15 protein-coding genes are annotated in these 15,763 nt (G+C 34.7%); 9 read left to right on the top strand and 6 right to left on the bottom strand.

The window, feature by feature from the left end; genetic code table 11:
• Positions 1-11 precede the first annotated feature (11 nt).
• From AC27VX_RS19515 to rocD, 6 genes are all read left to right on the top strand, one after another.
• A complete protein-coding gene (locus tag AC27VX_RS19515) occupies positions 12-542 on the top strand; it encodes a YceD family protein (RefSeq protein WP_236856279.1) in 531 nt (176 codons plus the stop codon).
• Positions 543-609: 67 nt separating this feature from the next.
• Positions 610-813, top strand: a complete 204-nt coding sequence (gene rpmF / locus AC27VX_RS19510; RefSeq protein ID WP_007843326.1) for a 50S ribosomal protein L32 — start codon at positions 610-612, stop codon at positions 811-813.
• A gap of 127 nt (positions 814-940) precedes the next feature.
• Positions 941-1,423, top strand: coding sequence for an acetyl-CoA carboxylase biotin carboxyl carrier protein (gene accB / locus AC27VX_RS19505; RefSeq protein ID WP_236856280.1), 483 nt, complete (start codon positions 941-943; stop codon positions 1,421-1,423).
• Between the two features lie 98 nt (positions 1,424-1,521).
• A complete protein-coding gene (accC, locus tag AC27VX_RS19500) occupies positions 1,522-2,877 on the top strand; it encodes an acetyl-CoA carboxylase biotin carboxylase subunit (RefSeq protein WP_236856281.1) in 1,356 nt (451 codons plus the stop codon).
• Between the two features lie 564 nt (positions 2,878-3,441).
• The gene (locus tag AC27VX_RS19495) at positions 3,442-4,335 is read left to right on the top strand and encodes a tyrosine-protein phosphatase (RefSeq protein ID WP_488697423.1); all 894 of its coding nucleotides are present in this window, start codon (positions 3,442-3,444) and stop codon (positions 4,333-4,335) included.
• Between the two features lie 190 nt (positions 4,336-4,525).
• Positions 4,526-5,776 (top strand): ornithine--oxo-acid transaminase, encoded by a 1,251-nt coding sequence (gene rocD / locus AC27VX_RS19490; protein ID WP_236856283.1) that lies wholly within the window; start codon positions 4,526-4,528, stop codon positions 5,774-5,776.
• On the opposite strand, the gene AC27VX_RS19485 is transcribed toward rocD, so the two are convergent.
• The 5 genes from AC27VX_RS19485 to AC27VX_RS19465 are packed head-to-tail and all read right to left on the bottom strand — an operon-like array spanning position 5,773 to position 11,079.
• Positions 5,773-6,855 carry a glycosyltransferase family 4 protein gene (locus AC27VX_RS19485; protein ID WP_236856284.1) on the bottom strand — a complete coding sequence of 361 codons (1,083 nt, stop codon included), beginning with the start codon at positions 6,853-6,855 and terminating at the stop codon, positions 5,773-5,775. The two genes, rocD and AC27VX_RS19485, sit on opposite strands and share 4 nt — an antisense overlap.
• 20 nt (positions 6,856-6,875) lie before the next feature.
• Positions 6,876-8,012: a glycosyltransferase gene (locus AC27VX_RS19480; protein ID WP_488697420.1), complete on the bottom strand. Its 1,137-nt coding sequence runs from the start codon at positions 8,010-8,012 to the stop codon at positions 6,876-6,878.
• A 15-nt stretch (positions 8,013-8,027) separates the two neighbouring features.
• Entirely contained in the window at positions 8,028-9,245 is a 1,218-nt protein-coding gene (locus AC27VX_RS19475; protein ID WP_488697418.1) for a glycosyltransferase family 4 protein, read from the bottom strand.
• Positions 9,246-9,275: 30 nt separating this feature from the next.
• Positions 9,276-9,917 (bottom strand): glycosyltransferase, encoded by a 642-nt coding sequence (locus AC27VX_RS19470; RefSeq protein WP_236856287.1) that lies wholly within the window; start codon positions 9,915-9,917, stop codon positions 9,276-9,278.
• On the bottom strand, positions 9,910-11,079 hold the full coding sequence (locus AC27VX_RS19465; RefSeq protein WP_488697416.1) for a glycosyltransferase family 2 protein: 1,170 nt from the start codon (positions 11,077-11,079) through the stop codon (positions 9,910-9,912). Before AC27VX_RS19465 ends, AC27VX_RS19470 begins: the two co-directional genes overlap by 8 nt.
• 354 nt (positions 11,080-11,433) lie before the next feature.
• On the opposite strand from AC27VX_RS19465, the gene gltX reads away from it, so the two are divergent.
• Positions 11,434-12,942 carry a glutamate--tRNA ligase gene (gene gltX, locus AC27VX_RS19460; RefSeq protein WP_236856289.1) on the top strand — a complete coding sequence of 503 codons (1,509 nt, stop codon included), beginning with the start codon at positions 11,434-11,436 and terminating at the stop codon, positions 12,940-12,942.
• A gap of 48 nt (positions 12,943-12,990) precedes the next feature.
• Complete coding sequence (locus AC27VX_RS19455) at positions 12,991-13,947, top strand: acetyl-CoA carboxylase carboxyltransferase subunit alpha (RefSeq protein ID WP_300685018.1); 957 nt, start codon at positions 12,991-12,993, stop codon at positions 13,945-13,947.
• A gap of 58 nt (positions 13,948-14,005) precedes the next feature.
• Here AC27VX_RS19455 and AC27VX_RS19450 read toward each other — a convergent pair whose 3' ends face one another.
• Entirely contained in the window at positions 14,006-14,770 is a 765-nt protein-coding gene (locus AC27VX_RS19450; RefSeq protein ID WP_236856291.1) for a DUF6759 domain-containing protein, read from the bottom strand.
• A gap of 143 nt (positions 14,771-14,913) precedes the next feature.
• Between AC27VX_RS19450 and tsf the strand changes: the two genes are divergently transcribed.
• Positions 14,914-15,741, top strand: a complete 828-nt coding sequence (gene tsf / locus AC27VX_RS19445; protein ID WP_236856292.1) for a translation elongation factor Ts — start codon at positions 14,914-14,916, stop codon at positions 15,739-15,741.
• Positions 15,742-15,763: the final 22 nt, after the last annotated feature.

The following is a 15,763-nucleotide window of genomic DNA, read 5'->3' as shown; positions in this document are numbered from 1 at the left end:
ACACTCATTTTATGGACAAGTTAAGAAACTATGACGTAAGCTTTTCCGGACTTAAAAACGGAAGCCACGAGTTCAAGTTTGAGATCGATAAAACGTTCTTTCAATTATTTGACACTGAACAGGAATTTACAACTCCTAGAATAGAAGTAATTGCTTTATTAGATAAGCACACTACTTTTTTAGAGTTTGTGATTAAGATAAAAGGTTTAGTAGAGTTGGTTTGTGATATCACAAATGAAGATTTCGACTATCCTATCGAGAATGAAATCAAAATTCTGGTGAATTTCGGAGAAGAATATGATGACAGCAATGAAGATGTCATTACCATTCCTACCGGCGAGCATGCTTTCAATGTAGCACATTTGATTTATGAAAATGTAATGCTTTCCATCCCCATGAAAAAGATTTCACCGAATATCAATGATGAAGATCTGGAGATTCTTGATCAGTTCGGTCCGAAAGACGTTGAAGAAGCTGAAGAGGAGGAACATGAAAATGATCCGAGATGGGACGCTTTAAGAAAATTAAGAGACAATAATTAAATAGAATAATTTAAATATGATGAGATGATGAATCTCATCGCTCATCAATTAAAAAAGTTATTAGAAAATGGCACATCCAAAGAGAAGACAGTCGTCTACAAGAAGAGATAAGAGAAGAACTCACTACAAAGCTGTAGTTCCTCAATTAGCTAAAGATGCAACAACAGGAGAGCTTCACCTATACCACAGAGCTCACTGGCATGAAGGAAAACTTTACTACAGAGGTAAAGTAGTATTGGAAAAAGAAGTAGCTACTACTGAAGAAAACTAAGAGTCGCTTTTCACTGAAAAAGCCTCATTTTAATACAAAAACCGCCCAATTTTGATAAAATTTGGCGGTTTTTTGTTGTTTTTTACGTTTTTTTGGTATCTTTGACCCAAAATCAAATATCAAATTTATGGACATTAAAGACATACAAAATCTTATTAAGTTTGTATCTAAAGCTGAAGTTTCTGAAGTAAAGTACAAGACTAAAGATTTCGAAATCACTATTAAAACTCCATTAGCTGGAAGCGATGCTGTATATGCACAACCTGCAGTATACCATACAGCTCCTCAAGCGGTAGCTGCTCCGGCACCTGCTGCAGCTCCAGTTGCTCCTGCTGCTGAGAAAGCTGAAGCCGCTTCTGATGACAGCAAATATGTAACTATCAAATCTCCAATGATCGGAACATTCTATAGAAAACCATCTCCGGACAAAGATGTATTTGCAAATGTAGGTGATGATGTTTCTGTAGGTAAAGTTGTTTGTGTAATTGAAGCAATGAAATTATTCAACCAGATTGAATCTGAGATCAGCGGAAAAATCGTTAAGATCCTAGTGGATGATGCTACTCCTGTAGAATACGACCAACCATTATTCTTAGTAGATCCATCTTAATTTAGATGTTAGATGTTAGACGTTAGGTGTTAGATTAAATTCTACATTGAAATAACATTATCTGATTTTCAAATTATCTAATTTTCAAATTGAAGAAGATGTTCAAAAAAATATTAATAGCCAATCGTGGCGAAATTGCAATGCGTATTTTACGTACTTGTAAAGAAATGGGGATCAAAACCGTTGCAGTATACTCTACTGCTGATAAAGACAGTCTTCACGTAAGATTTGCGGATGAAGCAGTTTGTATTGGCCCTGCTATGAGCAAAGACTCATACCTTAAAATACCTAACATTATTGCCGCTGCAGAAATTACCAATGCTGATGCAATTCACCCAGGTTATGGATTCTTATCTGAAAATGCTAACTTCTCAAGAATCTGCCAGAAGAACGGTATCAAATTTATTGGTGCTTCTCCTGAACAGATTGAGAAAATGGGAGACAAAGCGAACGCTAAGGCTACCATGAAAGCAGCAGGTGTACCTTGTGTACCAGGTTCTGACGGTTTGATTGAATCTTACGAGCATGCTGTAAAGGTTGCTGAAGAAACTGGATACCCGGTAATGATCAAAGCGACTGCAGGTGGCGGAGGTAAAGGGATGAGAGCTGTTTGGAAAGCGGAAGACCTTAAAGAGCACTGGGAATCTGCAATTCAGGAAGCGGTAGCTGCCTTCGGAAACGGAGGTATGTATATGGAAAAACTGATTGAAGAGCCTAGACACATCGAAATTCAGGTTGCCGGAGACCAATATGGTAAAGCTTGCCACCTTTCTGAAAGAGACTGTTCTGTACAGAGAAGAAATCAGAAATTAACTGAAGAAACTCCTTCTCCTTTCATGACAGATGAACTTCGTGAAAAAATGGGTGATGCTGCTGTAAAAGCTGCTGAATTCATTGGATATGAAGGTGTGGGAACTATCGAATTCCTTGTAGACAAACACAGAAATTTCTATTTCATGGAAATGAATACAAGAATCCAGGTAGAACACCCTATCACTGAACAGGTAATTGATTATGACCTGATCAGAGAACAAATTCTTCTTGCTGCGGGAACTCCTATTTCAGGAATCAACTATTACCCGAAACTGCACTCTATTGAATGTAGAATCAATGCGGAAGATCCTTATGCAGACTTCAGACCGTCTCCAGGGAAAATCACAGGATTAAATATCCCGGGCGGACACGGAATAAGAGTAGATACTCACGTGTATTCAGGATATACAATCCCTTCCAACTATGACTCTATGATTGCTAAGATCATCACTACGGCACAAACCCGTGAGGAAGCTATTGCAAAAATGAGACGTGCCCTTGAGGAATTCTATATTGAAGGAGTAAAAACTACTATTCCTTTCCACAGACAGCTGATGGATAATGAGGATTATCTTGCAGGAAACTATACTACAAAATTCATGGAAGATTTTGTAATGGATAAAAAATATGATAATCATTAAGATTACATCATCCAGATAACAACAGGCGGTTCATTGAACCGCCTGTTTGCTTTATAAATCATAAAATTATTCATTATCTTCACTTAGACAGCCCATTTTCATCTTCAAAATGAAGAAAACACTATATAAGATATTCATTTTCTGCACTTTATTTGTACCTGGCTGAGAAAGACAGACCCTGATTAATATTGTAGGTGAAATTTCTGTTATAAAAATCATAAGTGAATAATCTTATTCAAAATTTAAAAGCGATATGTCTGATATAAAAGCCAAAATACCATTATATGAAACCTCAACTTTTCATGCTCTAAAATTTAAATAATCCTTATAATAAAAATAAAACTCTCTGCTTTCTCCTGAAACAAAGATGAAAAGGGAATCTATTTACATTCTTTTGTTTTTTCTTTTTGAAACAATGAAAGTAAATTATAAACCACTTTCAATAATATAATGTAAATGATTTAAAAGCACTTGATTCTCGCCCATAATATTGTAAATTCGTTGGTATAGAAAGAGAAAAATGGAACGTGAGTAAACGAATCAAACTCTGCTTTTAAAAACAATATGATAAAAAGAAACCGTATTAAAAAAACTATTGTATTATTAATGATGACCCCAATTTTAGGCTGCAACAAAACAGTAAAAACAGAATCCATGCATACCCTCAGTGCAGGAGCTAATCTTAATATCCCGTCTATCCCTAATCTCAGAGATTTAGGTGGCTACGATACAGCAGACGGCAAAAAAATAAAAACTGGCCTGTTATACCGTTCCAACCAGCTGAATCCGATTTCAACAGAAGATGAATCGAAAATAGATGCCCTGCATTTAAAAACCGTTTACGATTTAAGGACGGCTGCAGAAAGATCAGAATCTCCGGATCAAATTCCCGGAAGTGTAAAAGAAGTCTGGCTGGATGTTCTGGCAGATGCCAGTACTGTAGGTGCTGCCACATTAGGAAAAACATTACAAAATCCTGTAGAAGTTAATAAGGCTCTGGGTAACGGCAAGGCCGTTGAGTTATTTAAACAGATTTATTCTGACCTTATAGTGCTGCCAAGTGCTAAAAAAGCCTATCATGATTTTTTCCTTTCCCTAGCCGATGGAAAAAATCTACCTGCTCTTTTTCACTGCACGGCTGGAAAAGACAGAACAGGTTGGGCTGCAGCCTCTCTTTTGAGCCTCCTAGGAACTCCCAAAGATCAGATTTACAGCAATTATTTAGATTCAAATACCTACTTAGTTCCTGCATACAAGAAAGAAATCGAAGATTTTGTATCCGCTGGCGGAGAAGAAAATATTATCCTTGATGTTTTGGGCGTGAAAAAAGAATATCTTGATGCTGCTTTTACAGCTGTTCAGAACAATTATGGTTCAATAGAAAATTATTTTGAAAAAGGGCTGAATATTGACAGGGCTACTCAGGAGAAAATTAAAAAGAATCTTCTTTCCCAATAAAATTTATAATTAAAAACAAAAAATTAAGTTGTAAAGATATAAAACCTACATCCCTGAGATGCTCAAGGAATATTTTCTACAACGGTATAGCACAACCTTAAAATACACTTTAATGACACCCGTCTACTGCATTACGTTTTTGTTCAGGCATCTAATTAATATTGCGTAAATTTGTAAAAAACCAAAGTATATGTCAACAGCAGAAAAAACAAAAAACTCACAGTATTTTATTGACCTTGAAGACAAACATGGAGCGCACAATTATCACCCTCTTCCAGTAGTTCTGGATCGTGGAGAAGGTGTTTTCGTTTGGGATGTAGAAGGCAAAAAGTATTATGATTTTCTTTCAGCATATTCTGCTGTGAATCAGGGACACTCACACCCTAAAATTGTAGAAGCATTAGTGGAGCAGGCTAAAAAACTGGCGCTAACATCAAGAGCTTTCTACAACTCAAAACTGGGAGAATACGAAGAAAAGATTACAACTCTTTTTGGGTTTGATAAAGTTTTACCCATGAATTCCGGAGCGGAAGCTGTGGAAACGGCAGTAAAATTAGCCAGAAAATGGAGCTACGAAGTAAAAGGAATTTCAGAGAACGCAGCAAAAATTATCGTTTGTGAAAATAACTTCCACGGAAGAACAACTACAATCGTTTCTTTCTCCAACGATCCTGACGCTAACCAAAACTATGGACCTTTTACACCAGGATTTATTAAGATTCCTTATAATGATGTTGCAGCATTGGAAGAAGTGCTGAACAGAGAAGCAGGAAATATTGCGGCATTTTTAGTAGAACCTATCCAGGGAGAAGCCGGAGTATATGTACCGGATGAGAACTTCCTTAAAAACGCTTCTGAACTTTGCAAAAAACATAATGTGCTTTTCATTGCTGATGAAGTACAAACAGGTATTGCAAGAACCGGTAGATTAATTGCCTGCCACCATGAAGATGTTCAGCCGGATATTTTAATTCTCGGAAAAGCACTTTCCGGAGGGATGTATCCTGTATCTGCAGTATTAGCCAATGACAACATCATGAATGTGATCAAGCCGGGACAACATGGTTCTACCTTCGGAGGAAACCCAATTGCCTGTGCAGTAGCAGTAGCTGCCCTGGATGTTGTAGCTGAAGAAAAATTGTCTGAAAGAGCAGAAGAGCTTGGACAGCTGTTCAGAGCGGAAATCGAAAAATTAATGGATAAAACAGCCCTTATCACTAAAGTAAGAGGAAAAGGTCTTTTAAATGCAATTCTTATCAATGATACTCCTGACAGTTCTACTGCATGGAATCTTTGTCTACAGCTGAAAGAGCATGGTCTACTGGCAAAACCAACCCATGGTAATATTATCAGGCTGGCACCACCATTGGTAATCACTGAAGAACAACTTCTTGATTGTGTAAAAATTATTGAGAAAACATTCGTGGAATATAAAAATTAATTTCTTCCAAGAACTTTTTCATAAAACTTAAGATAATTATTGGACATTTCGGTATAACTATACTGTTTTGTCCAATTTTTTATTTCCAGACTCATTTCTTCCTGATGGTTATTGTACAGAAGCATTTTCTCTTTAAATAAATCAGCCATTTCTTTTGGCTCAAAACTGTCAAAATAGAATGCATGATCTCCTCCAATCTCCGGAAGGCTTGTGTACTTTGAAAGAAAAACAGGTTTTCCAAAAGCCATTGCCTCAATAGGTGGAATCCCAAAACCTTCTGCAATAGAAGGATGACACATGGCATCCGCATGCTGGATAACTGCATATTTTTCTTCTTCAGAAAGATCTTTCATGAAATGAACTCTCTTCTCAAGTCCTAATTCCCGAATTCTTCCGTGAACTTCATCTGCATAAGGTTGTTTTTCGTCAGAAGCTATAAGAACCAGATCATCTTCAATATAAGGCAGCATTTCAACCAGCGTCAGCTGATTCTTCTTATTGAAAAGCACCCCTATATTCAGAATATATTTTTTATCTTTTAAAAAGCTGTATTTGCCTAAATGGTATTCTCTGTTTTCCGGAAGGTCAATTCCGTTATGGATCACGACTATATCTTTAAGCTTAGTGAAGGTAAAAAGGTCTTTATTCTGAATTAAATTCTGCTTCGCATACTCTGAGATACAAACAATATAGTCTGCGTTTTTCACATTGTTTTTAACCTTTCCAAGCATTTTTTTCTTTTTCAGATCGGTTAGGTTTTCATGTAAAAAGTTAAGGTCATGAAGTGTCACAACTTTTATAGTTCTCTTATAATTCCTGTGGAAATAAGAAGAAAGCTGATGACTTACATGGATCAGATCAAACCCTCCACTGAAACGTTCAAAGAAACGGTGTGTTTTACTCCAGAAAACATAATTATTTTTAGATTTGAACCTCTCAAGCTGCTCCTTTTCTCCGAAGTAAGATATTTCAAATTTAGAATTATTTTCTTGTAAGCCTTTGGCCAGATTTCGAAATACATTTGCAATCCCTGAGTTGGGATATCTAAGACGTTCAAGATCAATTAAGATTTTTGCCATATAATAATAACGGAGAAAGTTTAGGAAAATTTGTTTTTAAAGAAAACGATTTCTTTTTCAAGACTGTGGTTATTCTTAATAAACTCATGTGCTTTATACCTTAAAGCATCATATAATTCATCATTCGCCAAAAGCTTTTCAATATATTCAGCGAATTCTTTGGCATCGTCTGTTACCAGACAGCCATTATCATTTTTCTGTGAAAGACCATCCACTCCGCGGGTATTGGTCACAACAGGTAAATTATTGCTCAAAGATTCCAGCACTTTAATTTTAACGCCTGTTCCACTCAGCATTGGACAGATTGTTATTCTTGCATTCTCATAAAATTCCTGCAAGTCATCAACCATTCCATAGATAACTACATTAGGGTATTCTTTCTTAATTTCCTTTCCTACTTTTCCAATAATATGAATTTTAATATTGTCTTTTAAATAGTGCAAAACATTTTCTAAAAACCAATGAATGCTATTAACATTATGTGGATTGTTACTCGCTACATACACAACGTCATATTTGTAATCCTGCTTTAAAGGAGTAAGTGGTTTTTGAGGAAAAGGAATTGGTAAATATTCTACCTTTTTATTGGTAAATTGTCCGAATATATATTCTTCTTCTTTAGAATAGGTCCAGATCTCATCATACTTCTTTAAAATATTAATTTCATACTGAAATAATTTCCCAATTTTATTACATTTATTACTATTTTGAGCAGTAATAAAGTCATGGGTATCAATAATAAAGTTTGATTCGGGCTGTACATTACTGATAATCTCTCCCCAAGTGGCATAGCTGATGATTATATTATCATAATGACGGGGATTAACAATTTCTGCGAATTCTTTCCTCAAAATCCAACTTGTCAAATCAATTGGATTTTTCTTGAAAAAATAAGGTAATTTGTAAAGGAAAAAATATTTAAAAAATTCGTGTTTATACTTTTTATCTAAAAGGATTAATTCAACATTAGGGTATTTTTCAGAAAAAATTTTCACTTCTTCTTTTTTCCACATCCCCCAGTCTCTTAATGATACAAATGTTACTGCAACACTCTCAAAATTATTAAAATAAGAAAGCATCTGATTGAGTCTAGTCGTATTTCCTGCTTTTCCGGATATTGGATTATCAGGCATAAAATACAAAAGTTTCTTTTTCAATATCTTCTTAATTTTCTATTGCAATATCTCATTATAAATATTAATATGCTCTTCCACTGCTTTTTCCCAGGAAAACTCTTTAGCCCTCAAAATAGCTTTCCGTGCATATTCTACCCTGTATTCATCATTGTTGTATAATGTCCAGATCACTTCCGATAAAGCATCTCCATCTTTTGGATCAAGTAGTATGCCAGCTTCTCCTACCACTTCAGGAAGAGAAGAAGTATTGGAGGTAACTGTTGCTATACCACACTGCATTGCTTCAAGCGGAGGAAGCCCAAATCCTTCGTAAAGCGACATATAATAAAAGGAATTAGCCTGGCTGTATACCGCGGCCAAATCTTCATCAGGAATTCTTCCTGTAATGATAATTCGTTCTTTTAGTTCTTTGGCATTTTCATATTCTTCAAAGATTTTATCATACTGCCAGCCTTTCGAACCTACTAATACCAGACACAAGTCTTTGACATCATACTTGGTAATCATCTTAACAAATGATCTGATTAAATGATCTATATTCTTACGCGGTTCTAATGTACTTAAACTTAATATATATTTTTCAGGAAGATTATATTTTTCCTTTATTAAAGTATTATTTTCTTTATCTAGAGATGGATAAAATATATCTGGAGAAGCAGCAAGCCTACTCACAAAAACTTTTTTAGGGTCTAAATAGGGAGCAAACTCCAGTAAATCTTTTCTTGTATTTTCAGAAACGCATATGGCATAATTATTTCTTCCGATACTTTCAATCGTATTTTTCAAAAGCTGTGTGTTGTCATTATACTCAGGAAATAAAATCGGAATCAAATCATGAATTGTAACAATTTTTCTAAGGTGAGGAAATTCTTCTAAGCTCTTATGAATAGGATAATATAAAGAATGATAAATCTGAGCTTCGTGAATGTCTTGATTATAACTTATTTTATAATCAAATATTCCTAATTTATTGTATAATTTTCTGAAAGGTTTTTCTTTTCTAAAGGGTATAAACTTAATTCTTTCACAATTATTGGCTTTCTTAAGCACCAGCTGATGATCAGAAAGAAAACGATCAATTTTAGAGTGAGTTTCTTTATGATTATTAAAGTTAAAATTGGAATAAAAAAGTTCTATTTCTTTCTGGGAAACAAAGCGCCTAAACAATTCATAAGCTACTCTGAATATTCCGGTTTGATTAATCTTATAGGCATTCCCAATAACTTCAACGTCAAAAATAAGTTTTATCTTCATGAAATATTATATATTTCTCTAGTGTTATAATTATAAAGTATCATAAAAAGCATTTTGCTTTTTTTGTCTTTCCATTTCTTTGATATGAACCAGACAATAATCATCATTTTCGGTTGGCAGTTCTTTCTTTCTGGTATAGTTAATCAATACTTCATGAATTTTATTCTGCCAACAGATATTTTTATTTAGTTTAAACAGTCTGGTTTGAAAGTCCGGAAAGTTAATATAATTATTCTTATCTTTTTTCCAGTTCCATTTTTCAAGATATTCATTGGTAATACCATTGACAATATTTACCCTTGGAATAAGAAAACAATCCGCCTTTCTGTTTCTAAATAAAAACCATTTGAGATCTTTAATCAGTTTTTCTTTCGGGTATTCATCAGCGTCTATCTGAAAAAGATACCGGGACTTTGCATTTTTAATAAGCGTATTTTTAAAGGTTGCAAAATCACCATTTAGCTTAGCTTCTATAACATTTACTTTGGAGCGATAAGCTTCCAGCAGCTCCCCGACTTTCTGATCTGGATTAGTTACATCCCGTAAGATAAGAATCTCGTCATTTTTATCAATTAGTGGAAACAGCACATCTAAAAGCAGCTTTAGCTCTTGGTATTCATTACAAACTGTAATTCCGTAAGTAATCGTTATCGGTTTAAAAAAATCAAACATTTTTTCTGATTATAAGTTGTTGTTCATAAGACTTATGCTGCTTTAACTCTACCCTAAGATTATTAATTTTAAAACAATTTGGTTTTCCAAAAAACTTCTGAAAAATATTCTTTTCCGAATTCTTTTTGTCTTCAATACAATCTGCAAGATTCCTGAAGGTAGATCGGTTTTTATCAGAAAGTTTTTTAGCATCGAATTTTATGATAATATCATCAGTAACTGGAGTGTTTTTACCTTTAAATTTGCCATTTAAATCAAATTTGGTATTATTTTGTTCATTTTCTATATACTTCGAAGCGCTATAGTCCGAATAAATATGATCAACAAATATCTCCAGTTCTCTGACTGTTTCATCAGTAGGGTTATCCAAAATCAAACCATACTGCAGTTTCTTTTTAGTTTTAGACTGATTAGTAAATCCCCATTTCCGTATAAAATTACGTAAAGAGTTTTCTTCGATCTTTTTGGTTTTGTTCTGAAATTCCTCAGAAAACCGAGAGGTCTTACTTACAAAATGATAAACAATAGCATCTGGACATACAAAGGTTTTTTCTCCTGACATCTTCAGCCTCAGAATTAAATCATCATCTTCACAAAACATGGGTTTAAAAAGAGGATCTAGTCCATTTATTTTTACCAGAACATCTTTTTTTGCTGCCAGAAAGAAGCTTACATCATTAGTATATTCTCCTTTTTGTTTTATCCTATTATTTTCAAATTGAAAAAAACGATCAAACTGAAAGGTTTCAAAGTCGCTTCCAAAATCCTTAATTTCTTTCCACAGCCTTTTATCTGAAGCAAAAACAGGCGGTTCAATTACTTTGTAATATACCACTTTATTTTTTGATAAAGCTTTCTCAAGCGAGGACAAAAAATCTCGGCCAATAACCATATCATTATGTAAAAAACAAATATAATCTTTGGTAGAAATTTCTATTGCTTTGTTATAAGTATCTGAAAGTGTTTTTTCTTCTTCACTAAAAAAACAGACAAGATTTTCATCTTGTAAAGAATCAAGCCATATGTGAGTTCCGTCTGAACTTCCATAGCTTACAAGAACAATTTCAGTATCAGGATAATTTTCTCTTATTGAATAATAACAACTCTTTGAATATTCAAGATTATTTTTCAGTCCGATTAAAAGCGAAATATTATTATTCATCCATTTTTTTTTAATGTGTAGATAGATTCATCTGCCAATATAAAATATTTCCTCAATATCTATTCCTAATTTCCAGTATATTATTATCTGTCTTAACGGGTACAAATTTAGAAATTAAGTTCAAAAAAGCCAACATCTGGTTATAAATCATTTTTAAGATCCTCATTTACCTGAAAAAAGCAGGACTTTTTAATACCTCCCCATTACAAAAGTTTCTCACCAATATTTAAACACTATTCTCATAATTTCACCTGTTTAAAAAATAATAATCAGAATTAAAAAGATAATACCCAATCACAAATCGTCACTTAACCGCATAATTTTAAGTAAATTTGCACCAAAATTTTAATTGAAATGGAGAAAGTAAGAGTACGTTTTGCTCCAAGTCCTACCGGACCTTTACATTTGGGAGGCGTAAGAACCGCATTATATGATTATCTTTTTGCGAAAAATCAAGGCGGAGAATTTGTATTAAGAATTGAAGATACAGATACTGCAAGATATGTGGAAGGAGCTGAAGAATATATTGAAGAAGCATTGGAATGGTGCGGAATCATCCCTGATGAAAGTCCTAAAAAAGGAGGGAAATTTGCTCCTTACAGACAATCTGAAAGAAGAGACATCTATGACAGATATGTAGAGCAGATCCTGAAAACAGATTATGCTTACCTGGCATTTGATACGCCTGAAGAGCTGGATGCTATGCGTGCAGAGTTTGAAGCTAAAGGTGATGTTTTCTCATATGATAATAAAACCAGAAACAGACTCAGAAACAGCCTTGCTCTTTCTGAGGAAGAAGTTCAGAAGTTACTGGATGAAAAAACACCCTATGTTATACGTTTCAAAATGCCTGTAGACAGAGTATTGAACCTTGAAGATATTATCCGCGGTAAATTCTCTGTCAATACAAATACATTAGATGATAAGGTTTTGGTAAAAAATGACGGAATGCCGACTTATCATTTTGCCAACATCGTTGATGACCACGAAATGGAAATATCTCACGTTATCCGTGGTGAAGAATGGCTTCCATCTTTAGGTTTACACACTTTATTATATGAAGCAATGAAGTGGGAAGCACCACAATTTGCACACCTTTCTTTAATTTTAAAACCTGAAGGAAAAGGAAAATTGAGCAAAAGAGACGGTGATAAGTTCGGGTTCCCAGTATTCCCTCTTGATTTTAAAGATCCTGTGACAGGAATCATTTCTAAAGGATATAGAGAAAACGGATATCTTCCTGATGCTTTTATCAATATGGTTGCCCTATTAGGATGGTCTCCTGCTGATGATAAAGAAATTCTTCCTTTAGAAGAGATGATCAAAGAATTTGATCTTCATAAAGTACACAAGGCAGGAGCAAGATTCAGTAAAGAGAAATCTGAATGGTTTAACCATCAATATATTCAGTTGAAATCTGATGAGGAAATTCTTCAGATCATGAGAAATACCGATGTTGATCTTTCCAATGCTTCAGACGAAAAGCTTTTAAAGGTAATTCACCTGATGAAAGAAAGAGCAACTTTCCCAAAAGATATCTATGAAAACGGAAAATTTTTCTTTGAAGCGCCAATTTCTTATGATGAAAAAGCATCAAAAAAAGCTTGGAATAATGAAACCTCCGCTATCTTGGGTGAGCTAGCTTCAATTTTTGAGTCTACAGACTTCGCTGCTGAGACATTGAAGCAGGCTATGCATGATTTTGCTGAAAAGAAAGGTTTAGGAATGGGGAAAGTAATGATGCCTCTGCGATTATCTTTAGTAGGAGAACTAAAGGGACCAGACGTTCCGGATATCATGGAAACCATTGGTAAAGAGGAAACTACCTCCAGAATAAACAATGCAATAAATAATTTTAAATAAAATTACCATATTTTTCATACATTTGAAAGATTTAATTTACTTCAAGAAATGGAATATTTAAGTTTCGAACTTCCTATCAAAGAATTGATGGATCAATACCAGACGTGTTCTTTAGTAGGAGAGGAAAGTGGTGTTGATGTAAAATTAGCATGCAGCCAGATTGAGGACAAGATTTTAGAAAAGAAAAAAGAAATCTATGGAAATCTTACACCTTGGCAAAGAGTACAACTGTCCCGCCATCCGGATCGTCCTTATACACTGGACTACATTAAAGGAATGGCAGACAAGGGCAGTTTCTTAGAACTTCACGGAGACAGAAATTTCGCTGATGATCCGGCAATGATTGGAGGATTGATTACCCTTGATGGTCAGAAAGTAATGATCATAGGTACTCAAAAAGGAAGAACAACTAAAGAGAGACAGTACAGAAGATTTGGAATGCCAAATCCTGAAGGATACAGAAAAGCGTTACGACTAATGAAGCTTGCTGAAAAATTCAATATCCCTGTAGTAACTTTAGTAGATACCCCGGGGGCTTATCCAGGATTGGAAGCTGAAGAGAGAGGACAGGGAGAAGCTATTGCAAGAAACATTTTTGAAATGGTTCAGCTAAAAACTCCGATCTTCACTTATATCATTGGAGAAGGAGCCAGTGGTGGAGCATTAGGAATAGGGGTAGGAAATAAAGTATATATGTTGGAAAATACATGGTATACGGTAATCGCACCAGAAAGCTGCTCTTCTATCTTATGGAGAAACTGGGATCACAAGGAGGATGCAGCCAATGCACTTAACCTTACTCCACAGGATGCTTTAAGAGAAAAGTTTATCGACGGAATCATAGAAGAACCACTTGGAGGTGCTCAGTATGATCAGGAGACAACTTACTTAAACCTGAAAAATTCTATTTTACAAAATATCAAAGCTTTCTCCAAATTTACAGGACATGAGCTTGAAACCCAAAGGCAGGATAAATTCATTGCGATGGGTCAGTATAAAGGATAAAAATAAAAAAGGTTAAGAATTTCTTCTTAACCTTTTTTTATTTTAGTAATCTTCTTTCCTAATCAGCTACATTAAGTGCAATCTCAATATCCTGATCAATTCTTTTTACAGAAGAATATTTTGCATCACATACCATCGTTGTCATTACATATTCTCCTTTATCTATCAATATAAAGTTTTGTCCTTTCGCGGGTACACTCAGATTATAATATTTTTTACCGCTTATTTTTACAACCAGATTACAGGAAGAACGGTTTTTAATATTAATATAGGCTTCATTCTTATTAGCATCATTATTAAACATATGCGTAAGCATAGCCGCTGTTCTTTTGGCTTCTTCACTCGGCTCAGATTTACTAACCCCAGCGCTTTTTGCAGATCCTACCGCAGCATAGCTTGTTCTTCTTTCTTCTTTTAAAGCTTCTATAGCTGCTGCTGTGTTATTATTAACGGCAGCTTTACCGTTGGTAGCAGCCGGTTTATTTACAGCAACTGTTCTCCCGCTGTTCAGTTCATTATTTTTAACAATATTTTCTATTTTATCTTTACTGATGGGCTTAATCGTAGGTTTTGCTTCAGGAGAATTATTGGCCATAATCATATCGATCAGCTTTCTTTTAAAATAATCAGCCTTAGCATGTCCCGGATTCTGTTTCAGGAAACCGGCAATAACCCGGGCTTCTTTTGAGGACTCTGCATCCTGCTCGGTATAAATGATCACTGTTTCTTTTTCAACAACAGCTTTAGATTTTGTTTTTTTCTTTTTTTGGGAAAAACCAAGAGAGAAAATGCATATAAACAGGAGAAAGAAGATTTTTTTCATTAATCAAATCTTTAAAATAGTATTAAATATATTAATAACGTGAAAAGTCATTTTTTAGTTTATCATTAAAATCATTATCTTTGCACTGCTCTAAATTTAAGCTAAAAATTAATACTAATCTTAAATAAAAAATAATAGATATTATGTCTTATACACCAGTTGCTGCAGACGTAGCGAAATTAAGAAACCAAACAGGTGCAGGTATGATGGACTGCAAGAAAGCTCTAGTTGAAGCTGAAGGAGACTTCGAAAAAGCAGTAGATATCCTTAGAAAGAAAGGACAAAAAGTTGCGGCTAACAGAGCGGACAGAGAGTCTAGTGAAGGAGCTGTAATCGCAAGAGTAAACGAAGACAATACTTTAGGTGTTGTAATCTCTCTAAACTGCGAAACTGACTTTGTTGCTAAAAACGAAGCGTTCATCGAGTTAGCTTACGAATTAGCTGAAATGGCAATTTTCGCTGCAACTAAAGAAGAACTTTTAGCTACTGATTTCCACGGGTTAACTGTTGCTGAAAAATTAATTGAGCAAACAGGAGTTATCGGTGAAAAAATCGAGATCGGTTCTTTCGAAAGAATCCAGGGGAATTTCTTAGGAGCTTACATCCACGCTGGAAACAAAATTGCTGCTATCACTTCTCTTTCTGCTAAAGTAGACGGAGCTGACGAAGCTGCTAAAGCTGTTTCTATGCAGGTTGCTGCTATGAATCCAATCGCTTTGGATGAAACTCAGGTTTCTCAGGAAACTATTGATAAAGAATTAGAGATCGAAAGAGAACTACTTATCAAAGAAGGTAAGCCAGAAAACATTATCGACAATATCCTTAAGGGTAAAATGCAGAGATTCTACAAAGACAACACATTGGTACACCAGTCTTTCATTAAAGACGGAAGTATCTCAGTTGCTGATTATGTAAAATCTGTAAACGGAGACCTAAAGGTAACAGGATTTGTAAGAGTAAGCTTAGCTTAATCAATCTTTCAAAAAATATTGA

The organism is Chryseobacterium sp. 14P4.3.2 (assembly GCF_057799275.1).
Note: the sequence above shows the minus strand (reverse complement) of the source record. Positions and strands in the feature narration are given on the sequence as shown.